This window comes from Trinickia sp. HAY1-2D, assembly GCF_056754935.1.
Genome location: NZ_JBPGWX010000002.1, coordinates 3,421,432 through 3,446,672 on the forward strand (window position 1 = coordinate 3,421,432; position 25,241 = coordinate 3,446,672).

At 63.1% G+C, this 25,241-nt stretch carries 18 protein-coding genes; all 18 read right to left on the minus strand.

Translation table 11 applies throughout. The annotated features are described in order from the left end of the window. Nucleotides 1–7: 7 nt before the first annotated feature. Nucleotides 8–1,033, minus strand: coding sequence for an aldo/keto reductase (locus ACR9ZC_RS22975; protein WP_481582033.1), 1,026 nt, complete (start codon nt 1,031–1,033; stop codon nt 8–10). 236 nt (nt 1,034–1,269) lie between these two features. Continuing rightward, the gene (locus ACR9ZC_RS22980; RefSeq protein ID WP_481582034.1) at nt 1,270–1,683 is read right to left on the minus strand and encodes a hypothetical protein; all 414 of its coding nucleotides are present in this window, start codon (nt 1,681–1,683) and stop codon (nt 1,270–1,272) included. A gap of 42 nt (nt 1,684–1,725) precedes the next feature. Continuing rightward, the gene (locus ACR9ZC_RS22985) at nt 1,726–2,028 is read right to left on the minus strand and encodes a hypothetical protein (protein ID WP_481582035.1); all 303 of its coding nucleotides are present in this window, start codon (nt 2,026–2,028) and stop codon (nt 1,726–1,728) included. 8 nt (nt 2,029–2,036) lie between these two features. Beyond that, nucleotides 2,037–2,822 carry a hypothetical protein gene (locus tag ACR9ZC_RS22990; RefSeq protein ID WP_481582036.1) on the minus strand — a complete coding sequence of 262 codons (786 nt, stop codon included), beginning with the start codon at nt 2,820–2,822 and terminating at the stop codon, nt 2,037–2,039. A gap of 78 nt (nt 2,823–2,900) precedes the next feature. Continuing rightward, nucleotides 2,901–3,470, minus strand: a complete 570-nt coding sequence (locus tag ACR9ZC_RS22995) for a hypothetical protein (RefSeq protein ID WP_481582037.1) — start codon at nt 3,468–3,470, stop codon at nt 2,901–2,903. A 42-nt stretch (nt 3,471–3,512) separates the two neighbouring features. Next, nucleotides 3,513–3,767 carry a hypothetical protein gene (locus tag ACR9ZC_RS23000; protein WP_481582038.1) on the minus strand — a complete coding sequence of 85 codons (255 nt, stop codon included), beginning with the start codon at nt 3,765–3,767 and terminating at the stop codon, nt 3,513–3,515. Further along, entirely contained in the window at nt 3,764–12,262 is an 8,499-nt protein-coding gene (locus ACR9ZC_RS23005; protein ID WP_481582039.1) for a two-partner secretion domain-containing protein, read from the minus strand. Before ACR9ZC_RS23005 ends, ACR9ZC_RS23000 begins: the two co-directional genes overlap by 4 nt. Continuing rightward, nucleotides 12,259–12,798 carry a toxin-activating lysine-acyltransferase gene (locus ACR9ZC_RS23010; protein WP_481582040.1) on the minus strand — a complete coding sequence of 180 codons (540 nt, stop codon included), beginning with the start codon at nt 12,796–12,798 and terminating at the stop codon, nt 12,259–12,261. The genes ACR9ZC_RS23005 and ACR9ZC_RS23010 overlap by 4 nt, the downstream gene beginning before the upstream one ends. 10 nt (nt 12,799–12,808) lie before the next feature. Then, nucleotides 12,809–14,539 carry a ShlB/FhaC/HecB family hemolysin secretion/activation protein gene (locus tag ACR9ZC_RS23015; RefSeq protein WP_481582041.1) on the minus strand — a complete coding sequence of 577 codons (1,731 nt, stop codon included), beginning with the start codon at nt 14,537–14,539 and terminating at the stop codon, nt 12,809–12,811. 251 nt (nt 14,540–14,790) lie between these two features. Beyond that, nucleotides 14,791–15,720 carry an ABC transporter permease gene (locus tag ACR9ZC_RS23020; protein WP_414720259.1) on the minus strand — a complete coding sequence of 310 codons (930 nt, stop codon included), beginning with the start codon at nt 15,718–15,720 and terminating at the stop codon, nt 14,791–14,793. Beyond that, nucleotides 15,720–16,589, minus strand: a complete 870-nt coding sequence (locus ACR9ZC_RS23025; RefSeq protein WP_331570352.1) for an ABC transporter permease — start codon at nt 16,587–16,589, stop codon at nt 15,720–15,722. The genes ACR9ZC_RS23020 and ACR9ZC_RS23025 overlap by 1 nt, the downstream gene beginning before the upstream one ends. Further along, the gene (locus ACR9ZC_RS23030) at nt 16,586–17,668 is read right to left on the minus strand and encodes an ABC transporter ATP-binding protein (RefSeq protein ID WP_481582042.1); all 1,083 of its coding nucleotides are present in this window, start codon (nt 17,666–17,668) and stop codon (nt 16,586–16,588) included. Before ACR9ZC_RS23030 ends, ACR9ZC_RS23025 begins: the two co-directional genes overlap by 4 nt. Nucleotides 17,669–17,734: 66 nt before the next feature. Beyond that, nucleotides 17,735–18,895 carry an extracellular solute-binding protein gene (locus tag ACR9ZC_RS23035; RefSeq protein ID WP_331570356.1) on the minus strand — a complete coding sequence of 387 codons (1,161 nt, stop codon included), beginning with the start codon at nt 18,893–18,895 and terminating at the stop codon, nt 17,735–17,737. Between the two features lie 50 nt (nt 18,896–18,945). Further along, nucleotides 18,946–19,875 (minus strand): SMP-30/gluconolactonase/LRE family protein, encoded by a 930-nt coding sequence (locus tag ACR9ZC_RS23040; RefSeq protein ID WP_481582043.1) that lies wholly within the window; start codon nt 19,873–19,875, stop codon nt 18,946–18,948. Between the two features lie 4 nt (nt 19,876–19,879). Beyond that, nucleotides 19,880–20,731 (minus strand): NAD-dependent epimerase/dehydratase family protein, encoded by an 852-nt coding sequence (locus ACR9ZC_RS23045; RefSeq protein ID WP_481582044.1) that lies wholly within the window; start codon nt 20,729–20,731, stop codon nt 19,880–19,882. 27 nt (nt 20,732–20,758) lie between these two features. Continuing rightward, nucleotides 20,759–22,354, minus strand: a complete 1,596-nt coding sequence (garD, locus tag ACR9ZC_RS23050; RefSeq protein WP_481582045.1) for a galactarate dehydratase — start codon at nt 22,352–22,354, stop codon at nt 20,759–20,761. An 89-nt stretch (nt 22,355–22,443) separates the two neighbouring features. Then, nucleotides 22,444–23,787: a glucarate dehydratase gene (gene gudD / locus ACR9ZC_RS23055; RefSeq protein ID WP_331570363.1), complete on the minus strand. Its 1,344-nt coding sequence runs from the start codon at nt 23,785–23,787 to the stop codon at nt 22,444–22,446. Between the two features lie 57 nt (nt 23,788–23,844). Then, the gene (locus ACR9ZC_RS23060; RefSeq protein WP_481582747.1) at nt 23,845–25,221 is read right to left on the minus strand and encodes an enolase C-terminal domain-like protein; all 1,377 of its coding nucleotides are present in this window, start codon (nt 25,219–25,221) and stop codon (nt 23,845–23,847) included. Nucleotides 25,222–25,241: the final 20 nt, after the last annotated feature.

Genomic DNA, 25,241 nt, shown 5'->3' on the forward strand with positions numbered 1-25,241 from the left:
TTCGTGTTCAGACCGGTGACGGATTGCGCTCGGCGAAACCTTCCTGATGCCAATAGGGATAGACCGGCCTGACCCTGCTCGCCTCGTCGAGCTGCCGCATCTGTTCCTGCGTCAAGCTCCATCCCACCGCGCCGAGATTCTGCCGTAATTGCTCCTCGTTGCGCGCGCCGATCAGCACCGTGGAGACGGTCGGTCGCTGCAGCAGCCAGTTGAGCGCGATCTGTGGGATCGTCTTGCCAGTCTCCTGCGCAATGGCATCGAGCGCGTCGACCACGCGGTACAGGTACTCGTCGGGCACCGGCGGACCGATATCGGCCGTCTTGTGCAAGCGGCTCACCGCGGGCAACGGCTGGCCCCGGCGTATCTTGCCCGTCAGCCGCCCCCAGCCGAGCGGGCTCCAGACGACGGCGCCCACGCCCTGATCGAGACCCAGTGGCATCAACTCCCACTCGTAGTCGCGGCCGATCAGCGAGTAGTACGTCTGATTTGCGACGTAGCGCGGATAGCCGTAACGGTCGGCTACGTCGAGCGACTTCATCAGATGCCAGCCTGAGAAGTTCGATACGCCCGTGTAGCGGATTTTGCCCGCACGGACGAGGTCGTCCAGTGTCGAAAGCACTTCCTGCACGGGCGTCTTTGCATCGAAGCCGTGGAGCTGGAACAGGTCGATGTAGTCGGTCTGCAAGCGCTTCAATGCGGCGTTGACGGCGTTGATCAGATGGTGACGCGACGAACCCACGTTATTCGGTTCGTCGTTGACGCGGAAGGTGGCCTTCGTCGAAATCAGGACCTTGTCGCGGCGGCCTCTGAGTGCTTCGCCCAAGGTCGACTCCGATGCGCCATCGGAATAGATGTCGGCGCTGTCGAAGAGCGTCACGCCGGCGTCCAGACAGATGTCGACGAGCCGGCGCGCCTCGGCTACGTGCGTTTCGCCCCAGGCCTGAAAGAGTTCACCCTTGCCGCCGAACGTGCCTGTGCCAAAGCCGAGCACCGGGACTTTGAATCCCGATGCGCCGAGATGTCGATATTCCATATTTGACCTCGCTGAAAAGGGACGGAAGATTCCGGCGCCTGAAGCCGGCCTTTCAGCGTACTGCAATGGAAATTTGGGCGCTGGCAGGTGCGCAGTTTGGCGTGGTCGGATGCGTCCGGTCCTCGCTCCGACAGCGCCGGCGACTCTCCCCTTCTCGCTGCCCGACGCCCGCTCTTGGACGTTCAGTGCTGATTAAACCGATCAGAAGCGAACTTGCAGATCCTTGAGTATGACAGCTATTTTTGGATGACTCCTCGCCCCCGGCATACTGAGATCGCCCCTGCAATAGAGAGACTGCAAGCCAATATCTGGAACGGGACATTGTATTCCGCGGCTATTGCAACGGCGGCAGCGCCAGCGTTAACGAGGAAAACGCTCAACGCAATACGCCAGACAAGTCTGGTACAGTGATTCAAGCACCGCGCCAATAGCAGATACCCCGCCACAAAAGCGAAGACGTTGATCAAAGCGTTCGTGGTGGTCGATATGCGCTGCATGGTTGTTGCGTCAGCGGCTATGCCAAGGGCCACCCCACCCGTAGCCGTCGCGAGAGCGACCACGATCTGCAAGACCGCAAACATATACAGCACAACTTGAGCGACTGCAAATTTGTCCTCGATTAGGGCTGTGTCCAATTTAGGGTGATTCATTCTTGTTCATCCTGTTTGTCTACTTTTGTTTTGTAGCAATCACTATCTTTTGTCACCATTCGATTTATTAGCGCCATTCCTCGCCACGCCACCCATGAATGCTACGAACGTCACCATTACGGCCAACCCCAAAAATATCAACACCGCATACGGAGTAACAAATTGATGAAATCGCGATACCGTAACGTTGACCCCGACCAGCGCAATACCTGCGACGAAGACCGCAGCATATTCGGCCATAAGAGTAAGTATAAGGACCTGCCACAGGCGAAATTTGCCGAGAAATTCGCCAACGGCCTGCCCGAACACTCCACCAACGAGACCACTTACTATTTCGACTGACATTGCATCTCCTATTTCTTCTTTGGATCACCAGAATTAGCTATCGCCTGCGCCGCCTTCCCCGCGGTCGTGCTGCGCGAAACGGTCGGTCTTATTAAGCGACTGGCCGCCGTTTCAGCGATACGACCCGCGCCATAACCCAACGAGGAAGAGGCACCGCCCACGACGCCGCGGAACACGACGCTGTCGACCCTTCCCGGCAAAACGTTATTCAGAGCGGTAGTCGTTGCTCCGCCAAACGTGTTAACTCCGACATTCCATAGGAGTCCGCCATACGAGCCGGCCGCGCCCGTTATAAACGCGCCGCCTATGTCGATCGGATCGATGTGGCCGTTCTGTAGATATTGCGCCCCGGCGTTGAGCGTTGCGCTGACCGGCGAAGCAAGCGCGCCCGATCCAAGCACGCCGCTCGTACTCAGGATCGGTGCACCGGGAATCATTGCAACAGGACCAGCGATTGCCACGGTCACGGCACCCACCGCAGCACTCCATGTTCCCTTCTCGAAAAGGTCGCGATACGCCTCTTGACGACCAATTGAATTGGCGATGTCGACCGACCCCGGTTGGTTCAGTTGCTCACTATTAGCGTAATACTGCGCATACATATTCGGATTCGCCCTTTGCTCCGGCGTCGCAAAGAACATATAGCTCGTCCCGCTATCGCCATCTGCCGGCAGCAATCCCTTATGTTCCCGTAAGAACGCCGCCGCGCGCTCATTCCACGTTCCCGGCGAGCCGTTCTGAAGCATCAAATTCGCTTGAGTCAGCAACTCCTGCTCAGCCTGCGCAACGGTCAAACCGTTTCTCTTCGCGTAGTCTTCCTTTCTTCGTGCGATCGACGCTCTTTCATCCGGATGGGGCTGCCGATAAACAAGTCAGTCATTGATGGTTGGCGCGACGTAATTTTCGTTTACACATGATGGCAATTCTGTCGAAATCTTTCCACTCGCCATCAGCGCAGCCAACACCGGAAATATCTTAATGTTCCACTTAGCAAGAATGGGTCGCACGTCCTTCCCCGATACGCCGATAAAATGGAGGAGGTCACTCTTCGACATATCATCGTAGCTGACACCGAAGGAATCCAGCTTCGCGATGTCATTGAGTGGTCCATTACATTCAACGAGATGATGATGATAAATCAATGCAGCATCGGATCGAAGCTGAAAGTCCACATCAGCGGGCACGCCGCTTGGGAATACGACATCCATTTGCCAGTCTGCCATCCCTCTAGCGAGGTACCAGATATAGTCATCCTCATAAGCGATATTGCGATGCTCAGTCGCTCCGACTCCATTTGAAATGACTGCCATTGAAAGCATCATTGATATCATCAAGCTCTTCAAGTGAGGCAATGCGCTGCTTTGACAGATCGGCGCGAAATCTCGATCTATCGAAAACGGGGAGGCCCGCCCCAGGAACGCGGCCAACGGCAAACGCTTCATTTCCTTAATCTCTCAATTTGGTCCACGTTATTATCTCGATCTTCAGCTCTCTTCGTTGCTCTTCGCCTTGTAGCTGTCTCGGGCCTTCTTGTAGCTGTTGTCAAACGGCTTGATTTTTAGCATGCGGGCGCGGCTAGCATAACCACCTATAGCAGCAAGCAATAACCCGAATGACATAAGCAACACTGAATGCACGTACTTCACACTCAAATAAACGATAGCCGCGCCAACAATGCAAAGGACAGTGCGCCACCACCCACTTAGATTTCCATCTTCAATGACATGGATCTGCTTCATTTTTTCGGATCACCTTGACCTTTTATCTGATTGAGCCAATCGGAACGCTTGATTGCATTGCCTGCCTCGTTAATCACTGGGCCCCAAAGGGGGAATTTTTCTGCTGGTCTGTATAGCAGGAGGTCGACCGTACTGTCGACGCTGAATCCAACAGGATTCGGCCTCACAAGTTGCTCTATTGCACTGGCGCCGTAGCTCAAGACGGTCCCCGCAAATGCAGCAGCCGCAAACCCTGGAGAATAAGCCGAGGGGATTTCGGCAGCTGCAGCTGCTATGGCGCTGAAGCGTCCTGACGTTGTCGACACCATCGAAGCCGTATCCGCGGTCCTGTTTCTTACAAATTCAGCATCCGACCGATCGAATCGCGTAAACGGCCCAGTGAGATGGAATCCCCAATCATTGTTCGACGGCCGATCGTACGTGTAAATGCTCGGCACTTGAGCCGGCGAAGCCGAGTGATTGTTGGCCAAGATGAAGTTCTGCAACTCTGGATCCGCTTGGGCCGTCACTTGCGTAAGGATCGGCTTGCCATCGGCCGTTACCCCGCCAGAAATCCACTTTGCTCCAGCATCGGTGGGCGCCTCTCCGATCAACGTGACGGGAGCCCCCGATTCGTGCTCGCCGTTGATGTATACACCCATGATGCGCAGCTGATCTTCGATCTGCTCCTGCGAGTACTTGCCGCTGCTTTTCGCAGCCAACTGCTTTGCGAGCTTCTTCTCATCGTCACCCAACTGCCGATTAAACAACGTCTCCACCTGCGCAGCCGTCACCGCCTGCGCACTATCGGCCCCCATCGCCTGCGCTACCCCCGCCACCAGCGACGCCACCAAATTCGCGCGAGCGTCCTTCTCGCTCGGATCCAGCCCCTCAGTCCGGCTCGCCTGATCCAACACGCTATTGAGCACCACCCCGGCCGACGCGCCCAACGCCCCCGCCCCACACTCTCCCCCCGACGCCGCCCCTCCCGCGCACCCCAGCACCGCATGCAGCGCCGTATGCGCCGCGCTCCCCTCGCCACCCAGATACGGCGACAACGCCTTGATCTGCTCCGCACCCAGCGTCTGCAAATACGTCGCCCCCGCCGCCTGCACAAACTGGCTCGTCGCGCCCGTCACGTTCCCTCCTGCCGCCGCCGTCAACGCAGTCAGCACCCGACGCCCAGCCCCACCCGGCCCCCAGGTCGCATTCTCCTCGAGCACCTGCGTCAATTGCGCCATCCGCCCAGCGTCTCGCTCATCCTCAGGCTTGGCCCTTTCGCTGTCCAACTCCCGCTGTGCTTCGCTCGATGCCTTCGCCCGATTCGCCAGGAACGTCCCCGTCTCCCTTTGCAACGCCCCGACGATTTCGAAGCCCGCCCGAATCTCCTTCTCGTCGAAGATCGGCGTCAGCGCATTCGTCCCGTCATGCTCGGTCGTCAAGTCGCGATTCACGCTCGCGACAACCTCGTCAGCTCCTTTGCCCGTGAGCGCCCGCTGCTTCGCATCGTCGGTGATACGAATCGCTCCGCCGCTGATCCCGCTCACCGTCGTGCTGCTACCGCTACCCGACGCAGCCATCGCCGCCGGCGGCGTCGCACTCCAATTGCCTGACGTCGCCACGTTGTTCCCCGGGACTCTGTCGCCACCCGTCGTCGCCTGCCCCTGCTGGTTCGTGCCGACACCACCCGCCGCCGTATTACCCTTGTCAACGCCCGACGCCGTGCCCCCGCCGCTGAAGCTGTAACCGCCTCCTACCGCAAAGCTGCTTGCGCTGTATTCCGCCCGGTTCTCGATGTCGCTCGTGGTCAGCGTCGCTGTCACCAAGCTGTTGACGTCATCCGCGACAGCTTTCTCCGTGCTCGTAATCGCACCGCCCTTCAAATCCGTATTGCCCTTCACATCGATCTGAAAACCCGCGTCGCCGGCCTTGATCCCTGACTGCTCCATCACGCTCGCAAAGTCGCTCTTCATCTTCTGCTGACCGATATTCGCGCTCGCCGAGACGCCCGCACCCGCCGTCACGCTGCCCCCGATCGACTGATCCTTGCTGCGATAACCGCTTACGTCCTGCAAGCTCTCGATGTTCAGGTCGCCACCCACATGAGCCACCACCTGCTCGCCGCTTGCCACCGCTCCGCGCAGCGTCGTATCTCCGCCCGATTCCAGTATCAGCTTCTTACCCGCGGATACATGCGTATTCGTCCACGTCACATCGGTGCCGTCGGCTCTCCCGCGCGAGCCGCTCGCATTCGCCGTCACGCCCACCGACGCGCCTTGCGAGCTGACGCTGACCGCCACCCCAACGCCGCCGCCCGCGCTGCTGCTCGTACGGTGCAACTCGTGCATGTTATCCGCCGCCAGCAGCTGAATCTCGCCGTCGGCCTTCAACTTCACGTTGCCCCCGCCTTTGATCTCACTGCCCTGCACGGTCAACGTCGAATCCTGGTCCGCGCCGGTTGCGCGAATCGTCACGTTGCCCCCCGCCGCCACGTTAGAGCCGACCGCCTGAACGGAGTCTTCCGTCGTCTTGCTACGGCTCGTGGATCCGCCCACCGTGATCGCGATATTGACGCCCCCGCCCGATTTCGGATCGGACGCCACCGCATCGGCCGCATTCTTGGCCGCCAGCGCCGTTGCCGCGCCCGCCAACGCTTTCATGCGCGGATCCGACGTCTGACCCGCCGCATGTTTCATCTGGCCGGCCGTCTGTACCGCAGCAATCCCAGGCGCCGTCACCGACACAGTGAGCCCCGATTGCTTGAACACGGTTTCCTGCGTGCTGTGACTCGTTTCTTCGGCCGCCAGGATGGCGACTTTCTTCGCGTCGATTTCGACATCGCCGCCCAGCGCCACCACATCGCTACCCGTCTGGGTGTAGCGATTGCCCGCCTTGATCGCGACCTTGCCGTTCGTCGCGCCCACGGTTGACCCCGACACCGTGGTCCGGGCGTCCGCGTTATCCTGGCTTTGCTGTTGCGTGCCAACGGTGAAGCTCATTCCTCCATTGCCGAAAAGCCCCGTCTTCATCTCCTTCCGGAAGTGCCGTTCGGTCAGCGAATCGGTTGCAGCGTCGATGTTCACGTCGTGCGCGGCAACGAGCGCCGTGCCGTCCGTCGACACGACGTTGCTGCCCTTCAAGTTGATATCGTTGCCGGCCTGCACATAGGCCGTGTTGCCCGAAAACGTCGTGGCCTGATTCGTGGTCTCCGACAACGTATTGCGTGTCGAAATCGTCTTCGACGAAAACCAACTGCTGTTGCCTTTATGCCGATGAGCCTCGTCGACGTCGCGTATCGTCTGCGACGAAGTGAGGTTGACATCGTGGCCGGCCGTCGCGACAAGGGCACCCTGCTCGCTGGTTACCGATGCTCCGCGCGCGTTAAGATCATGCCCAGCCGAAAGGCGCACATCGCCCGCCGTATGAATCGACGATCCGATCTCCCGTTGCGTGCTGTCCTCGCGCCAATTATTCCGGTCCCACGTCAGCGACTGGCTGCTCGACGTATCGACAGTGGTCAGGTTCAAGTCGCGCCCCGCAGCGACGAGCGTCTGCCCGTCAACGCTGGCGTTGCCGATCTGCGCGCCCGCTAACTTCAGATCGCGCCCGGCCGAGGCGAGAAGCGTCCCGCCCGACGGGTTGGTCACGTAAAACCCCGCCACGCGACTGACGTTCGTGATCGTGCCTTGGCCATTCGCCTGGGTGCTCGTCGTGCTGATACTCTCGATATCCCTGCCCGCCGTCGCAAACAGGCTGTTTGCGGCATCGATAGTGCCGCCAAGATTCGTCAAATCCGTAAGGGCGCGTACCGCGACATCGCTTCCCGTAATGCGCCCGCCGAGGTTCTTCACGTTGTCGGCCTTCAGCGCAACGAAGTCGCGCCCCGCAATCGTTCCTTCGTTCGCGATGTCGCCCGATGCATCGAGCGCGAGCGCCTGCGCTGAAACGAGCGCACCCGATCCGTCGATATCGCCCTGCTTCACACGCACGTAGACCTGCGGTACCAGCGCCTTCGTCGTTTGCCCATCCGGCAGTGTCACTTCCTTCTCGACGAGCCAAACCATGTCGCTCGTCAATCGCGCCATCTGCTCAGCCGTCAACCCGACACCGGGCCGTAGCCCCCACGCTTTTCCATAAGTCACGCCACTGTCGATCAGTGCGCGATACTCGGCCTCGTCGCTCGCATATCCTTCGAGGAAGCGGCGGCCCGTCAGTTTCGCCACTTGCTCGCGAACCAGCTTCTGCTCATAAAAGGCATCGCCAAGCCGCTTTTGCGTCAACGCCGGATCTACCCTCAATTGCTCGAGCATGTAGTCTGAAGACAGCCAGTTTCGATAGTTGACAAAGCGTGGATCGGTTTCGATCAGATAACTGCCGGCCGGATTCGGATTGACCGAGAAAAGGCTCGCAGCCGGCACAGTCGTATTGACCTCGGTGCTGCGAATCATGAACGATTGCGCGCCGCCCTGAAGGTCGGGCGCGGACACTTCCGTGATCGGAGTCACCACGCGCCCGCTGCGCATACCGACACCTGCGGCACCCACGCTGTCGGCAATCCGCGTCACGGCGCCAACGTTCACCGCGCCGATGTGCACGCCAGTGTTGCCCGGCGCCGTGAACTCCGTATAGACGGTCGGCGTGAGCTTGATCTCCGCGATCGCTGGGGGAGGCGTATAGGGAGCCGAGCGACGGCCGGTGTCGTCGCGACCCTTCCTATGATTGCGCCAGTGAGACGTGACGGTGCCCGAATCGGTGACCGTCTGCTTGCCCGCGACTTCGGTATTGTTCAACTTCGCAATCGTGCCCGTGAGCGCGCCGCCTGCAACGATCTGGCTCTTGTCGTTGAGCACGTTCAATGCGTCGATACGCATGACCCCGCCTGAGGTGATCTTCGCGGGATCCGACTCGGCAATGACGGTCGCCGTCGTCCTGCGGTCGTATTCGTACTTGTGCCAGCTTTCGTAGCTTCGTTCCGGCGTGCGCAAATGATCCGATTCGTCGTTGTAGACCTGCACCCCCGGATCGTCGGGCCGGTAGCGGTTCGCCGATCCATCGCCCTGATATTCGACGATGTGTTCGGGCGCGCCCTGCGGCTGAACATCGATGGCAAAGTGTTCGTTCGTGTTGTTGACGTCCGCCGCGGCCATCGTCAGATTGCCGAGTGCTTCGATCGAAGCACTGTTGTTATTGACGGTCGCCGCCGAACCCATGGCTACGCGGCTGCCGTCTAGCGCTCCACCGATGGCCATGTCGCCCGCACTGAAGATCAACGCATGGTCGCGATTGTTGACGGTCTGCGCACCGATATCGAGCCGGCTGCGCGCAGCGATCGTCGCCGCGGCACCTTTCTCGGCATCGTTATTCAACGTACCCGCCGATATGGCGAGATGATCTCCGTAAATGCGCCCCGTGCCTTTATTGCTGACGACACCCGACGATACGGTCGTGTCCTGCCCGTCGATCAACCCTCGGTTCGTGATCCCCCCAGCTGCGGCAACTTGCGTGTCCACCGCACTCAGTTCCCCGCTTTCGGTGTTGTCGATCGTGCTTGCGCTGGCGTTCAGCGCGGCCCCTGCCCGCATCGCGGCCCGATTCGTCAGTTGGCCTGTCGTCTGAAACCCTACGTTGCCGCTTGCTTCGACGTTGCCCGTGTTGACGAAGTCTCCATTCACGCTGACGTCGAGGTCGCCTCGCGAGAGCACACTGCCGTCCCCGGACAGCTCCGCGCTCTTCACGCCGAGCGACTTGCCCGCGATCAACGTTCCGCCGGTATTCGTTACGCGTTGGGTCTTGTCGGCGAGTTGACGATCCTGTATCTGAACCGATTGCGCCGACGAAATCAGTCCTTCGCCGTTGTCGACCGTACCCGCACCGGTAAGCGACAGCAGTCCATCGGCGCGCATCGCGCCCGAATGATTGTCGATCGCGTCGGCCGTGACGCCGATGTTTTGCGCTTCCATGCCCTGCTCGTCGCCTTGCGTGCCGCGATTGAGCAACGCCTGCGCGCGCACCGCCAGCCGATCGCCCGAGCGCATCAGGCCGCCGCTGTTGTCGACGGTGCCGTCACTGGCACCGAGCTCGACCTTGCCGAGCGCTTGGATCTTGCCCGCCCGGTTATCGATGTGGGCACCGATCAGCGAGAGCGCCTCTTCGCCGGCAATCTGCCCGCCGTGCGCATTGACGATCGAGCCAGCGTTGGCCATCACTTCGCCTTTGGCGCCAATAAAGCCTGCGGTGTTGTCGAGCTTGCCGGTACGCAGCGTCACCGCACCGCGGCCCAGGATGCCGCCCGTCGCGCCTGAATTCGTGTTGGAAAGCATGTGGCCATGCGTGTCGATCTCCAGCGCACCAGCGGCCTGCACGAGGCCTGCGTCGTTCGTCAGTTTTCCGCTCCGAACGTCGAGCAATCCCCTTGCCACGATTGCACCGCGCTCGTTATCGACGGACTGCCCGCGGCTATCGATGCGCACGTCGCTGCCGGCTATGACGCCGCCTGTATTCGCGAGTCCACTCGACGAGACCTTGACAGCCTGTGCCGCCTCGATGCGGCCGGCAGTGTTGTCGACACGCCCTGTCGCCGCAGATACGGTCGCAGCGCCGTGCACCGATCCGATGAGGCCGTCCGCGTTATCGACTGCGCTGCCGCTAACCGACAGGTTCTGGTTCGCCCCGATCAACCCGCCAGCGTTGTCGATCGATTCTTTCGCCTCGACATCGAGCGCGCCACCCGCGGTCAAGCTGCCTTTGGCATTCACCAATGACGCCGTCACGATCTTCGCTTCCGCCCTGGCCGTGATGCTGCCTTGCTCGGTGTTGTCCAACGTGCCGCTGCGCACGGTTGCCGTCCCATTGACAGCAATCGTTCCACCTCTGTTATTCAGCGTTTGAGCATCGAGCGACACATTGATGCTGTTGGCCGCAACTCGCCCATTCGTATTGTCGAATTGTCCAGGGACTCGAATCGACAGATCGGACGTGCCCGTCTGAACGATATTGCCTCGTACGTTCGAAATGCCACGTGCCGCCAACGACAGCCGTTCCGCCGATACCGCAGCATCGTCGGCGCGAAACAAGCCCGATGCACTTGCCGCGAACGTCTGCGCGGCCGCAACAGCGGCTGCGGTCGCATCGATGTCGCCACCCGCGGCCGTCAGCGATATGTGCGTGGCTGCGGTCTGACTGCCCGCGATGGTGATTGCCGCACCGCTGGCGTTCAAATCGCCACCGGCGATGTTCTGCCCGCGCGCGTTAAGCTGGCCTGTCGCCGCGAGTTCGAGCGTACCGCTCGCGCCGAGCGCACCGTCGCTTCGTATCCCAGCGCCCAGCAACGAACCGGGTTGGCTATCGATCATGCCGGCCGCCGCAACGGTCGTATCGCCCTGTGCCGCGATCGTCCCGCCGTTGGCGACGTTGCCACGTGTCGTCAGCCGCGTGTCGCCTTGCGCATATACGGTGCCCGTATTCGTCATGGACCCGCTGGTGTCGGCGCGTACCGCCCCGCTGGCGGTGATGCGTCCGCTGTTCTCGAGCCGCCCGTCGGCCGTCACGATAACATCGCCCGCCGATGCACCGATCGCCCCCGCGTTGCGCACGCCCACGCCCGATTCGGTGCCGACCAACGTGATCTTGCCGGCATACATGCCGCCGAGGTTGGCGACATCGAGCCCGTAGGCGGGCGTTACGCCGTTCGACGCGGTTGCCGTCGAATGCACATGATCGGCGCTGATCTCGTTCGCGCCCGTGGTGACTTTCAGCGTATTGGCCCAGATACCGGCGTTCACCTGCACGGAGCGCGCGATGATGTCGGTGAAATCGGTGCGGCTCGCGTCCAAGCCCGCGCCTGAAATACCGATAGCCCCACTCGTTACGCGATAACCGTCGAGATTTCCCGCGTTCATGAGAGGAATACCGGTGGTCAGCGTCGCGCGATTGGCGTTGATGAAGCCGCATCCGTCGCAGGAAATGCCGGCCGGGTTCGCGATCACGACCTGCGCGCGGCTGCCGGCAACCTCGATGTAGCCACGCAGAAGACTCGGATGGCTGCCGTTGACCTCGTTCAGAATGACGCGGGCCGACCCGCCGGCAAGCCACGGATTGCCCTGCACCCAGCCGCCCAATTGAGTCTCGGCCGCCTTGCGCGCGTTGTTGAGAATCGCGCCCTGCGAATGGACGTCGAACTGGCTGTAGCTGTTGCGAGAAACGCCTGCCCTACTCGGCGTCTGGATATTGACGACCGGCACGCCATTGCCCGCGGTCAAAACAGTGGGCTGTTGCGCGCCCGGCGCGCTGCGGTCGGCGACGATCTGCGCGTGCACTGGGAGGCTGACGAGCCCCCACGCCAGCAGCATCCAATACTGCAACGGCCGCACGGCCGCAGCAACGCCGGCCGCACGGTTTCGCATCTGCGGCGCGCGCGACGTGCCGCGTGCCTTCCCGTCGCTGGCAACACGCTCCGAGACGGCCATCAGCAGTCCACGCGTCCGATTGAAAACGATCCGATAGCAGTGCTTGTTCATCTGGGATTGTCTCCGGTAAGCGACCTCGCGTGCGTGATCGGATGGTCAAGAAACCAGGCGCGCGCCTCGTCCTTCAACACGGCAATGCCCCTGTGCTCCATCACGCGAAGCCCGCGTTCGTCGCCGCGGTGACAGAGCGAGCGCAGACAGCAATCTGAGAAGAGCTGAGCGACGATATGACGCAAGATTCGGGTATGGCCGAACGGCGCCACCCAGTCGAGCAGCCACATCCGATCGCCGCTTGCCCAATCCGCGTCGGGCATGTGCTCAGGCAGGTTGGTCAGATAGCGCGCCTCCGCCTCTTCGCTGAAGCTCGCCCACGACAGGTAGAACACCGGCTTGCCCGCGTCAGTGGCAAGCACGAACTGTCCGGTTTTGATCGCGGGCAACAGCACTGCCGGCAAAACTTTGAGCGGGGCGTCACGATGTCCGGCCGAATGCATCCAAAGCCACACGGCACTGCCGAGCGCTTCGGCCTCGCGGCAGGAGGTGTGCAAGAGACGCGGCGCAATGACGTCGAGCGATCCATACCTCATGCGTCGTTCCTCAATAGGACCAAAGGAGGTTGAATCCCGCGGTCGTGTTCGCGGTCTGAAATCCGTCGGGCTTGCTGACGGGGCGGCCCGCGAACAGATCCCACATGAAGTGCTTGTAGCCGCCGCGTAACCCGACGACCGCGCCGGCCAGACGCGTGCCGATCAGTTGCGGCGTCGACGGACCGCTGACTTCGCCGTAATCGACGCCGAGATAAAGCTCCTGCCCGGTGCCGCCGATCGTCCAGCCCAAATCGTTGCGCAACAGCCATCCGCGCTCCCCGAGCAGCGTACTTTCTCCATCGAAGCCGCGCACGGTGTAGCGGCCGCCGATCTGAAAGCGATCCTGCGGCACGAGCGGCGTGCGATTCCATTGCGCGCGCCACGATGCAGCGTATCGAAAGCGTTGCTTCGAGATCCCGAACGGCACGTTCAGCTGCGCGTCCGCCGTGATCAGCGCCGAGCGCGATGTACCCTCGCCGAATAGTTCTTCGGGTGCGGCAAGCGCCGACAGCATTCCGGTGCCGCGCCGGTAGCCGATGCGCGTATCGAATATCGCTGCCGCGATGAACTCGCGATGCGTCACGCCGAATTCCCAACCCGCCATCCGGCGGCGTTGGACCTCGATTTCGGTATCGTCGATATAGTTGTGCGAATTGCGCAGCCAGCCGGCGACGTAGGCGCTCGTCTTGCGTACGGCATCGCGATATACGAGTCGCGAAAGACGCAGTTCGGCGTTCTCCGCGCTGCCGAGGTAGATGTACGTCTGGTTGGCGCCCGCTACCCGTTGCCGATAGTCGTAGCCGCTCGCGGTGAAGCCGAGCAGCCAGTAGCGGTAGGGCACCTCGTAGTGGGCCGTGTAGCCACGCGTCCCCTTGCCGTGGCCGTAGCTTCGGCCAAGGTCTCGATTGAAGCTGACGTAGAAAAGATCGTTGAGTGCCCACCAGTCGTCGTAGGAGACCGTGACGCTGCCTTGGTATTTGCCCGTGTACTCGCTGCCGGCATCGTCCGCCGATAACGTGATGCGGAACGGAAAGGCCTGCTTCCATGTGATGACGAGATCGCTATCGCCGGGCTGGACATCGAGACCCTCGGCGGGAGCAATCTGGATATCGGCCTCGACGCTCGGCACGCGCTTGAAGTTTTCGAGCGCCTGCTCGATATCGCGCACATTGAGGATGTCCCCGGAACGCACGGGCACGGCATTCCATTTCGTCGCACGGCGGCCGCTGTCATCGGAAAAACGCACGGCGCGAACGCGGCCGGGAATGACCGTAAGCGTCAGCGTGCCTTGCGTCAGATCTTGCGGCGCGGCCAGTACTCGCGTGGTGATATAGCCGCGCGCGACGATGGCGTTTTGCACGCGCTTCATCGTGAGGCCAACGCCTTCGCCGCCGAGGCAGCGGCCCGTGGCGCGATCGTTCGACGGGTCGGCGGCTTTGAGCGCCCACTCGAACTTCGCCGCCACGTCCCCGGCCAGCACGATGCGATCGATCCGAAAGCACGGCGATTCGCTTTCAGGCAGCCGTTCGATGCCGGCCTTCGCCGGCCGTTCGAGCCGAATGTCGGGCGCTGCTTCCTGTTGCGCTCTGAACGCGCGCTCGCGCTCTTGTTGGCGTAGCGCTTCGTGTGCGCTCCCGCCCGGCGCAATCGTCTGCGCGTGCGCACCCGATGTCGATAGCGCCCATACGCAGAATACGGCGCGTAGCACGCCGCTGCCGCGAATGGACTTCCCGTCAGTCATCTCCGGCCCTCGTTCCATGTCACGACAGTCAGCCGACTGTTCGTTTGACGTATGCGAAAGGCGCTATTTTTCGGACTAACAGGTAATCGGTGAGCGGGGAAATGAAATATCGGACTGTTTCCGTGGGTTCAACCCAGCGGAAATAGTCCGATAATCGGCCGAACGGCCACCATCATGGAACGATGGAAAGGATTCCAGAGGGAGGGAGGCAGGCGGCGGGGGCCGGGCGAACGCCGGCTCCCGCCAAGGTGCTAGCGTTGCTCTTTCACCCGCGAGACCAGCTGCGTCGGGCTCACGAACTGGAGCGCGATCACGACCCACACCAGCGTGATGGCCATATAAATCATCGCCATCGCGTCGATCGATTGCGGCGCGCGCACGCCGGTGGAAAACACCGCGTAGTAAAGCGCCACGACGAGCGTTTGCGTGTTCGGCCCAGCCGTAAAGAACGTCAACTCGAACATCCCGATGGTGCGTACGAGCACGAGCAGACCGGCGGCCAGCATACCGGGCACCAGCAACGGCAGCAGCACATGGCGGAAGTACCGCGCCGTGTTGGCGCCGAAGATGCGCGCGGCGGCTTCGAGGTTCGGATCGAGCTGTTCGATGAACGGCGTCATGACGAGAATGACGAACGGCAACGCGGGTACCAGGTTGGCCAGAATCACCCCGGCCAGCGTGCCGGCGAGGCCGACCTTGTACATCACGGTCGCCATCGGAATGCCGTACGTCACGGGCGGCACCATCAGCGGCAGCAGGAACATCAGCATGACGAGACGCTTACCGGGAAACGTTGCGCGCGCCAGCGCGTACGCGGCCGGCACACCGAGCGCGATCGACAGCAGCACTACGGCGCCGACGACCTCGACCGTCACCCACAGCACGCTCGAGAGCTGGAAGTCGCTCCATGCCTGCGCGTACCAGTGCAGCGTGAAGCCCTGCGGCAGCAGCGTGCCGAACCAGCGCGTCGCCACGGAGTTCACCGCGACGGTCGCGATCAGCAACAGCACGTTGAGCAGGAAAAACACCATCGTCCCGCGCACGATGACCTTCCAGACACGGCCACCGAGGCTCTCGGTATGCTTGCGTTCGGGCTGCGCGTTGGAGTTGGAGCCGGCGCCGCGCGAGCCGGTCGTCTCCGGCATCGATATCGCGCGCGCAGTTTGATTGTCGGTCGCCATCATCCTTTTCCTCCCGTCACCGGCCCGGTGTAGAAGAAGCGCCGCGCACCCAGCATGCCTCCCACCACCAGCAATTGCACGAAGCCCATCAAGATCGCAATGGTCGAGGCGAGCGAGTAGTCATAGCTTTCGAAGGCGGCCTCGGCGGCAGCGATCGAAATCACACGCGTGGGCCCTGCCGGCGCGCCGAGCAGCACGGCCGACGGAAAGACCGAGAACGCCTGCACGAACGAGAGGCATGCGGCCATCGTGAGACCGGGCACGAGCAGCGGCAGATAGATCTGCCGGAACTGCTGCCACGGATTCGCGCCGAGCGTCGCCGCGGCACGGGCCAGCGTCGGGTCGATGCCGCTCACGTACGACAGCGTGAGCAGGAACGCGAACGGGAAGCCCGAGACGATCAGCGAAATGAGCACGCCCCAGTAGTTATGCGTGAGCCGCACTTCGTCGCCATACATATGCAGCGCCTGCACGCCCTGCGTGAACCAGCCATTCGGCGAAAAGTAGGTGAGCATGCCGTCGGCGATCAGCACGGTGCCAAGCGTGACCGGAATCACGAGCAGCGTGGTCACGAACTTCTGGTACCGCGATTTGCGCCGCAACGAGAACGCGACCGGCACCGACAAGCCCACGTTGACGAGCGTCGCCGGCACGGCAAGCTTCAGCGTGACGAAGATCGTCGGCCACATCGCGCTGTCGGTGAAGAACGTAACGTAGTTCGCCAGCACGCCGCCGCCGTTCATCGGCTGAAACGACAGCACGAGCCCGTACGCGAACGGATAGATGAACAGCGCCAGAATGAACCCGAGTGCGGGCGTGACGAGCCATCCTTTCGCGTCACGCGGCCCCGAAAGCGAAAGCACACTCATGATGCGCGCTCCTCGCGATAGACGAGCGCGCGCTCGCTGGCAATGGCAAGCGTGACACGCTCGCCTTCCGCGAATTCGCCTTCCACACGTGCCCAAAGCCTGCCGAACGGCGCCTTGACGAAGAGCAGCGAATCGCGGCCGCCGTATTCGACCACTTCGACGTCGACGTCGAAAGCGTTCGTCGATCCAGGCTGCGCACGAACGAGGTCTTCGGGGCGAATGGCGAGCATCGCGGATTTCGCGTCGAACTCTTCCATCGGCGTGGCCACGAATTTCACGCCGCCCGCGGCGACAGCCACGCCCTCGCCCACTGCGCCTTCGAGCGTACAGGCGACGACATTGCGATAGCCCATGAATCGCGCCACATGCAGGTTCTTCGGCCGGCCGTACACTTCCTTCGGCGATGCGACCTGCTGTACGAGACCCTCTTTCATCACGACGATGCGATCCGCCATCGAAAGCGCTTCGTCCTGATCGTGCGTGACATAGATCGTCGCGCGCTCGAGCTCGCCGTGAATGCGGCGGATTTCTGCGCGCATCTCGATGCGCAGCTTCGTATCGAGGTTCGACAGCGGCTCGTCCATCAGCACGACGGGCGGCTCGATGACGATCGCGCGCGCAATCGCGACACGCTGCTGCTGACCGCCCGAGAGCTGTCCCGGCAGCTTGTGCTCGTGGCCGACGAGCTGCACGAGCTGCAAAGCCGCACGCGCACGGCGCTCGATTTCGGCTTTGGGCGCGCCGCGCATGCGCAGACCGAACCCGACGTTCTCGAGCACGCTCATATGCGGAAAGAGCGCGTAGTTCTGAAAGACCATGCCGAAGCCGCGCCTCTCGGGCGGCAGCACGTCGATCCGCTTGTCGTCCAGCCAGATCTCGCCGCCGGTCAACGGCTGCAGGCCGGCGATGCAGTTGAGTGCCGTCGATTTACCGCAGCCCGACGGTCCGAGCAGTGCGATGAACTCGCCGCGCTCGATCGCGAGATCGAGCCCTTGAAGCGCCGCGACGTGAGCGCCTTCGGCATTAGCGAAGCTGCGGCACACCGAGTTGAGACGCAACCGATCGAAAGTATGCTTCATGATGATTTCCTGACTGACATCTGGCCGGCGGGGCGGCTCGCGCTACCCCGCCGCGTTCACTTCAAATTACTTCTTCTGCGCGCCGATCTCGGCGTCCCACTTCTTGAACGCCTCGACCATCTTCTCGGCCGGCAGCGGCTGGACGTTCGGATACTTCTTGAGCCAGCCGCCATACTCGGGCCGGCCGAATTTCTGCAACACGACCCGGCTCTTTTCGGGAGCGTCCGAAGGCGTCAAGCCGTCGATCGCGGGGCCCGGATAGAAGTAGCCGTCGTCGTATGTCATTGCCTGCTGCGGCTTCTCGAGCATGAAGTTCATCATCTTCTCGAGCACTTCCACCTTGGCCTTGTCCACGCCCTTCGGAATGACCATGTAGTGCGCATCGTTGACCCACTTCATGTTGTCGAACGGCTGCACCTTGAAGGCGGCCGGCACGACGCCGAGCGCGCGCGGGTTGATGTCCCAGCCCGTTACCGTAACGGTCATGTCACGCGTGCCTTCGCCGAGTTCCTTCATGACGGCAGACGTGCCGCCCGGGTAGTACGGCACGCACTCGTTCAACTGCTTGAGAAACGCCCAGGTCTTGTCCCAGCCTTTGATCGGATCCTGCGGATCCTTGTCGCCGAGAATGTACGGCAGGCCCATCAGGAACGTACGGCCCGGGCCCGAGTTGGCCGGGCGCGCATAGATCAGCTTGTTCGGATGCGCCTTGCACCACGAGAGCAGTTGCTCGGGCGTCTTCGGGACTTCGTTCGGCGGCACCTTGTCGGGGTTGTATTCCACGAGCGGTCCAGCCGGCATGAACGTCACTTCGAGACCCTCGCCTTGCGCGAGTTTTTGCATCTCTTTCGGACCCGGCGCGTACTTGGCATTCGCGTCGTCGATCATCTTCGACGGCAGCGTCATCCACAGCTTCTGCTCGATACCGGCCGCGAGTGCGTCGGTCCCGGTCAACACGAGGTCGATATCCGAGCGGCCCGCACCTTGCATCGCCTTGATCTTGCCCGGCAATTGCGGCGCCGGCGCGTTCGTGTACGTGATGTTGCTGACGAGGTTCGGGTTCGCTTGCTTGAACGCTTCGAAGCCCGGCTTGGTCAGCGCGAGATTGCCGGCCACATCGACGATGTTGAGCGTGACCGGTTCGGCCGACGCGGCCGCGGCCGCGAGCGAAAAACAAACTGCGGCCGCCAGATGGCCTGCGCGTCGCGCGAAATGCGTACGTTTCATGTCTCCTCCGTTTTTGAACATGGTCTCGGTTGCCTCTTTGCGGTTATCGGTTATGGAGTGCCGCTCGTTGCCCTTTCAACTTCGCGGCGTGGTTGAAGACGCGCTAGCGGTTCGCGCAGTCCCGTGACCCCGGGGTCCAACGCGAACACAGCGCCCGAAAGCGGATCGCCAGCTTGCACGATCGATGTGACGAAGAGCGTATCGAGATGCGCGCCGCCGAATGCGCACATGGCCGGCTTCGCAACGGGCACTTCGATGCTGCGATCGAGCTTGCCGGCGGGCGTGAAACGGTGCACGACGCCCGCATCGTTGCCGCAGATCCAGTAGCAGCCGTCGGCGTCCACCGCCGCGCCGTCGGGCCGGCCCGCGTGCACGATCATGTCGACGAACACGCGCCGACGGCGCGGCTCGCCTGTGTCGATGTCGTAATCGAAGGCCCATACGATCTGCCGGCTCGCATGCGAGTCCGACAAGTACATCGTACGTCCGTCCGGGCTGAACGCAAGGCCGTTCGAGACGATGAGTCCGTCGACGAGCGCGGTGAACCCCGCGCCCGCATCGAGCCGCATCAGCGTGCCAACCGGCATCGCGAGCGTCGTATCGAGGACCATGGTACCGGCAATGAAGCGGCCGCACGGGTCGCATCGTCCGTCATTGAAGCGCATATCGCCACGCGGATGGGAGACGCGCGCGAGCAGCGTGCATTCGCCGAGCGGCCCACCCGCATCGGGACGCGGCACACGGTAAATTCCGGATTCCATCGCCAACAGAATGCCGTCGTCGTCCGTGATGGCAACGGAGCCCGCCATTTCCGGCAGCGCCCACTGCTCGACGGCGCCCGCGTCGGCGCGCCAGCGCCACAGCATGCGGCGCGGAATGTCGGTCCAGTAAAGCGCGCCCTCGCCCGCATGCCAGACCGGGCTTTCGCCGACCTCGCACCGCATGGCGCCGATACGCTCGATCGATACCGTTTGCCGCATCGCCCTAGTCTCCGAACGGGCCGACGATCACGAACCCGCCGCCCTGATAGCGGCGCACCGGGTCGGTTTCGGGCAGAGGCGGCTGCTCGTTTTCGATACGCGCGCGCCACGGTTCGCTCGTTTGCGCGGGCACATAGCCGATACGCGCGGCGGCCGCGTCGTTGTCCCACCACCAGTCGCGATTGGCCGACACGCCGTACACGATCAGGCAGCCCACCTCCGGCACGAACATCGCGCGGCGCACGAGCTGCTCGAGGTCGTCGTAACCGAGCCAGGTCGTCAGCATACGGCGATCCTTCGGCTCCGGAAACGACGAGCCGATACGCACGCAGACCGATTCGATGCCGTAGCGATCGAAATAAAAACGCGCGAGTTGCTCGCCGAAGGCCTTGGAAACCCCGTAGTAGCCGTCGGGACGCGGCGGGTCTTCGGGGCTCACGACTTCGTCCTGGCGGTAAAAGCCGGTGACGTGGTTCGAGCTCGCGAAGACGATGCGCCGCACGCCATGTCGGCGCGCCGCTTCATAGAGGTTGTAGGTGCCTTGGATGTTCGCCGGGAGAATCTCTTCGAACGGACGCTCGACCGATACGCCACCGAAGTGAACGATCGCATCGCAGCCGCGCACGAGCGCGTCGACCGCCGCGGCATCGCCCAGATCGCAAGGCATCGATTCTTCGCCTTCGTGCAGATCGGCGATCGGGCCCAAGTCCGACGAGCGCAGCACGTCGCAATACCGGGTGAGGCGCTCGCGCAGTACGCGCCCGAGGTTGCCCGCCGCGCCCGTGAGCAGGATGCGCCCGCAATGTGTGCCGACACCCGAGAGCGGGTCCGCGGTCGTGAGAGTTTCAGTCGTCATGTCGAGTCAGCTCTGAGCAGCTCTGGATCAGGTTACCGGGGCCGGGTTGAAAAGCACGAGGTCGTTGCGCAAGCCGAGCTTGTCGGCGCACACCTCGCGCTTGCCGCTCGCCACGTCGAGGATCATGCGGAACAGCTCCCAGCCGATGTCGGCGATGCTGGCCTCGCCCGTCGCGATGCGGCCCGCGTCGAGGTCGATCAGATCGTGCCAGCGCTCGGACAGCGCCTTGCGTGTGGACACCTTGATGACGGGCGCCATCGCCAGGCCGTAAGGCGTGCCGCGGCCCGTCGTGAAGACCTGCAGGTTGATGCCGGAGGCGAGCTGCAGCGTGCCGCAGACGAAATCGCTCGCCGGCGTGGCAGCAAAGATGAGGCCCTTGCGCCGCATTTTCTCGCCCGGGCCGAGCACGTCGACGATCGGGCTCGTGCCCGACTTGACGATCGAACCCAGCGCCTTTTCGACGACGTTCGACAAGCCGCCGCGTTTGTTGCCGGGCGACGGATTCGCGCTGCGGTCCGCGCGCCCGCCGCTCAGGTAGTCGTCGTACCAGGCCATCTCGCGCAAGAGCGCGCGACCGACGTCTTCGTCGATGGCGCGCGGCGTCAGCAGATGGATCGCATCGCGCACTTCGGTCACTTCGGAAAACATCACCGTGCCGCCCGCGCGCACGATCAGATCGGCCGCAAAGCCGACCGCCGGATTGGCCGTGACGCCCGAGAACGCGTCGCTGCCGCCGCACTGCACGCCGATCACGAGATCGGAGGCGGGGCAGGTCTCGCGCCGGCGCTCGTTCAGGCGCGCAAGGCGCTTGTCGGCCATCTCGAGGATCGCATCGACCATCTCGCCGAAACCGTGATACGCCTCGTCTTGCAGCGACAGCACAGGCGATTCGGGCTTGCCGGCCACTTCGATGGGGATGCGGCCGCCCGGGGCGAGCTCGGACGGAACGAGCCGCTCGGGCACGAGCTTTTCGCAGCCGAGGCCGATCACCATCACTTCGCCGCCGAAGTTCGGATTCACGGCGAGGTTCTGCAACGTGCGGATCGGCACGATCGCGGCCGGCGCGTTGATCGCTACGCCGCAGCCATACGTGTGCGTGAGCGCGACGACGTCGTCCACGTTCGGATAGCGCGGCATCAGCTCGCGCTTGATGCGCTCGACGACGTAATCGGTGACGCCGGCCACGCACTGCACGCTCGTCATGATCCCGAGGACGTTCTTCGTGCCGACGGTCCCGTCGGCATTGCGATAACCCTCGAACGTGTAGCCTTCGAGCGGCGGCAGATCGGGCGCGGGCCGCGTGGCGAGCGGCAGCGCATCGAGCGCCGGCGGCTGCGGCAACTGCACGGCGTGCTCGTCGACCCAGCTACCGCGCGGCAGCGCCTTCGCGGCATAGCCGATGATCTCGCCGTAGCGGACCACGGCGTCGCCCTCGGCCAGATCGGCGAGGGCGACCTTGTGTCCTTGCGGTACGCCCTGCGCGAGGATGGTGCCGTCGGGGAGCGTCGTGCCGGCGGGCAGCCCGCGGGCATTGACGACGATCGCAACGTTGTCGCGCTCGTCGACGCGGATCGTGAGCGCGCCCTCGGCGGTCTGCGCGGGCGCAGTGGTGGAAGCGGACATTGCTTGAGACTCCATCGTGACTGCTTCAGTGCCTGTCTGTCGGCCGAATGGCTATCGCGAGGGCGACAGACAGGCGGGTATTCATGCGCTCAGCGTACGAGACACGGGCGCTTGTTGTCGAACTTCCAGTCCGGGATCAGGTACTGCATCGCGACGGCGTCGTCGCGGCTGCCGAGCCCATGCTCGAGATAAAGTGCGTGCGCCTCGGCCAGCGCCTCTTCATCCAGTTCGATACCGAGGCCGCCGCGCTCGGGCACGGCCACCTGACCTTCGACGATCTCGAACGGTGCCCGCGTCAACCGCTGGCCGTCCTGCCAGATCCAGTGCGTGTCGATCGCGGTGATGTTGCCAGGCGCGGCCGCCGCGACATGCGTGAACATCGCAAGCGAAATATCGAAATGGTTGTTCGAATGCGAGCCCCAGGTGAGCCCCCATTCGGCGCACAGTTGCGCGACGCGCACCGAGCCGCGCATCGTCCAGAAATGCGGATCGGCCAGCGGAATATCGACCGATTGCAGCGATACGGCATGGCCGAGTTGGCGCCAGTCGGTCGCGATCATGTTCGTAGCGGTGGGCAGCCCCGTCGCGCGACGGAACTCGGCCATGACCTCGCGGCCCGAGTAGCCGCCTTCGGCGCCGCACGGGTCTTCCGCGTAGGCGAGCACATCGTGCTTGTCACGGCACAGACGAATGGCTTCGGCCAACGGCCACGCGCCGTTCGGATCGAGCGTGATGCGCGCATCCGGAAAACGCTTGGCCAGCGCCGTTACCGCCTCGATTTCCTCGTCGCCGGGCAGCACGCCGCCCTTGAGCTTGAAATCGCGGAAACCATAGCGTTCGCGCGCGGCCACCGCGAGGTTCACGACTGCCTGGGGCGTCAGCGCAACTTCGTTGCGCAGCCGGAACCAGTCGTTATCGGCCTCGGGCTCGCTACGATAGTCGAGCTTCGTGCGCCCGCGATCGCCGATATAAAAGAGGTAGCCGAGCATCGGCACGTGGCTGCGCTGCTGTCCCTCGCCGAGAAGCGCGGCTACCGGCACGTCGAGATACTGGCCGAGCAAGTCGAGTAGCGCGGCTTCGATCGCCGTCACGGCGTGCACGGTCACCCGCAGATCGAACGTCTGGTTGCCGCGTCCGCCCGAGTCGCGATCGGCGAAGCGCCGGCGCACGGCATTGAGCGCATCCTGCCAGCGGCCGATCGGCGTTCCGACGAGCAGCGCGCCGGCCTCTTCGAGCGTCGTGCGAATGGCTTCGCCGCCCGGCACTTCGCCGAGCCCGGTACGGCCGTCGCTATCCTCGACGATGACGATGTTGCGGGTGAAAAACGGTCCGTGCGCGCCGCTCAGGTTGAGCAGCATGCTGTCCCGGCCCGCGACGGGAACCACGCGCATGCGCGCGATCAGCGGAGTTTTACTTGAAGCATTCGGCATCATGGATCGGTGTATCGGTTGCAGTTGCTGTTGCTGGTGCTATCGCATGTTCGACGTTGACTATGTGCGGCTCGCGCCGCGCATCGCGCGCCCGAAACTCGGCCGCTTCGGATCGTAGGTCCAGCCCGGCACGAGATAGCGCATGGCCATCGCGTCGTCACGCGCACCGCTGCCGAGCGACTTGTACAGTTCATGAGCCCGCATGACGCGGTCCATGTCGATCTCGATGCCGAGACCCGGCCGCTCGGGCACCCCCACGGTGCCGCCGACGATCTTAAGCGGCTCGCGCGTGAGCCGCTCTTCGCTCTCCTGCCAGATCCAGTGCGTATCGATCGCCGTGATCGGCCCCGGGGCCGCCGCGGCGACATGCGTGAACATCGCCAGCGAAACATCGAAGTGATTGTTCGAATGCGAGCCCCAGGTGAGGCCCCACTCGCTCGTCAACTGGGCAACGCGTGCGGAACCCTGCATCGTCCAGAAATGCGGGTCGGCCAACGGGATATCGACCGCTTGCAGCGAAACGGCATGGCCGAGCTGACGCCAGTCGGTCGCGATCATGTTCGTGGCCGTGGGAATACCCGTGGCGCGCTTGAACTCCGCCATCGTCTCGCGCCCCGAATAACCGTTCTCGGGGCCGCACGGATCTTCGGCATAGGCAAGCAGATGCGATTGCCCGCGGCACAGCCGAATGGCTTCGTCGAGCGACCACGCGCCGTTCGGATCGAGCGTCGCGCGCGCGTTCGGAAAACGGGCCTTGATGGCGGCGATGGCCTGCATTTCCTCGTCGCCGTCCATTACACCGCCCTTCAGCTTGAAGTCGGCAAACCCGTAGCGGTCCGTCGCAGCTTCCGCAAGACGCGCGATGTCCTGCGGCGTCAGTGCCGCCTCGTGACGCAAGCGCAACCAGCCGTCGCGCGCGCCGGCGCCGTCGAGATACGGCAGGTCGGTTTTGCGGCGCTCACCGATATAAAACAGGTAGGCGAGCATCGGCACCCGGTCGCGCTGCTGGCCGTTCGCGAGCAACTCGGCCACCGGCACGCCCAGATGCTGGCCCAGCAGATCGAGCAGCGCCGCCTCGACGGCCGTCAGCACGTTATCCATCCGCAGATTGATTTCGTGCGGCTGGCGCAGCACGGCGGATTCGGCTTGCGAGCCGACTTCGTAGACCGTGCCGCGATGCGCCGCATCGGCGCCGCCGCCCAGCGCACGCCGGATCGCGTTCAGCGTGCCGTTCATGCGGCCGATTTCGGTCTCGATGACGAGCGGCATCACGCGTTCCAGGGCCGCGCGAATCCCCTCGCCGCCCGGCACTTCACCGACACCGGTGCGACCGGCCGAATCGCTCAGCACGACGAGATTGCGCGTGAAGAACGGGCCATGCGCGCCGCACAGGTTCAGCAGCATGCTGTCGCGTCCCGCAACCGGAATCACCTGCATGCCGGTCACGCGCGGTGTGT

Excerpts from the sequence above, each read along its gene's own strand:
- ACR9ZC_RS22975 (WP_481582033.1), bottom strand. The coding sequence starts at position 1,033 with ATGGAATATCGACATCTCGGCGCATCGGGATTCAAAGTCCCGGTGCTC.
- ACR9ZC_RS22980 (WP_481582034.1), bottom strand. The coding sequence starts at position 1,683 with ATGAATCACCCTAAATTGGACACAGCCCTAATCGAGGACAAATTTGCA.
- ACR9ZC_RS22985 (WP_481582035.1), bottom strand. The coding sequence starts at position 2,028 with ATGTCAGTCGAAATAGTAAGTGGTCTCGTTGGTGGAGTGTTCGGGCAG.
- ACR9ZC_RS22995 (WP_481582037.1), bottom strand. The coding sequence starts at position 3,470 with ATGAAGCGTTTGCCGTTGGCCGCGTTCCTGGGGCGGGCCTCCCCGTTT.
- ACR9ZC_RS23000 (WP_481582038.1), bottom strand. The coding sequence starts at position 3,767 with ATGAAGCAGATCCATGTCATTGAAGATGGAAATCTAAGTGGGTGGTGG.
- ACR9ZC_RS23005 (WP_481582039.1), bottom strand. The coding sequence starts at position 12,262 with ATGAACAAGCACTGCTATCGGATCGTTTTCAATCGGACGCGTGGACTG.
- ACR9ZC_RS23010 (WP_481582040.1), bottom strand. The coding sequence starts at position 12,798 with ATGAGGTATGGATCGCTCGACGTCATTGCGCCGCGTCTCTTGCACACC.
- ACR9ZC_RS23015 (WP_481582041.1), bottom strand. The coding sequence starts at position 14,539 with ATGACTGACGGGAAGTCCATTCGCGGCAGCGGCGTGCTACGCGCCGTA.
- ACR9ZC_RS23020 (WP_414720259.1), bottom strand. The coding sequence starts at position 15,720 with ATGGCGACCGACAATCAAACTGCGCGCGCGATATCGATGCCGGAGACG.
- ACR9ZC_RS23025 (WP_331570352.1), bottom strand. The coding sequence starts at position 16,589 with ATGAGTGTGCTTTCGCTTTCGGGGCCGCGTGACGCGAAAGGATGGCTC.
- ACR9ZC_RS23030 (WP_481582042.1), bottom strand. The coding sequence starts at position 17,668 with ATGAAGCATACTTTCGATCGGTTGCGTCTCAACTCGGTGTGCCGCAGC.
- ACR9ZC_RS23035 (WP_331570356.1), bottom strand. The coding sequence starts at position 18,895 with ATGAAACGTACGCATTTCGCGCGACGCGCAGGCCATCTGGCGGCCGCA.
- ACR9ZC_RS23040 (WP_481582043.1), bottom strand. The coding sequence starts at position 19,875 with ATGCGGCAAACGGTATCGATCGAGCGTATCGGCGCCATGCGGTGCGAG.
- ACR9ZC_RS23045 (WP_481582044.1), bottom strand. The coding sequence starts at position 20,731 with ATGACGACTGAAACTCTCACGACCGCGGACCCGCTCTCGGGTGTCGGC.
- garD (WP_481582045.1), bottom strand. The coding sequence starts at position 22,354 with ATGTCCGCTTCCACCACTGCGCCCGCGCAGACCGCCGAGGGCGCGCTC.
- gudD (WP_331570363.1), bottom strand. The coding sequence starts at position 23,787 with ATGATGCCGAATGCTTCAAGTAAAACTCCGCTGATCGCGCGCATGCGC.
- ACR9ZC_RS23060 (WP_481582747.1), bottom strand. The coding sequence starts at position 25,221 with ATGCAGGTGATTCCGGTTGCGGGACGCGACAGCATGCTGCTGAACCTG.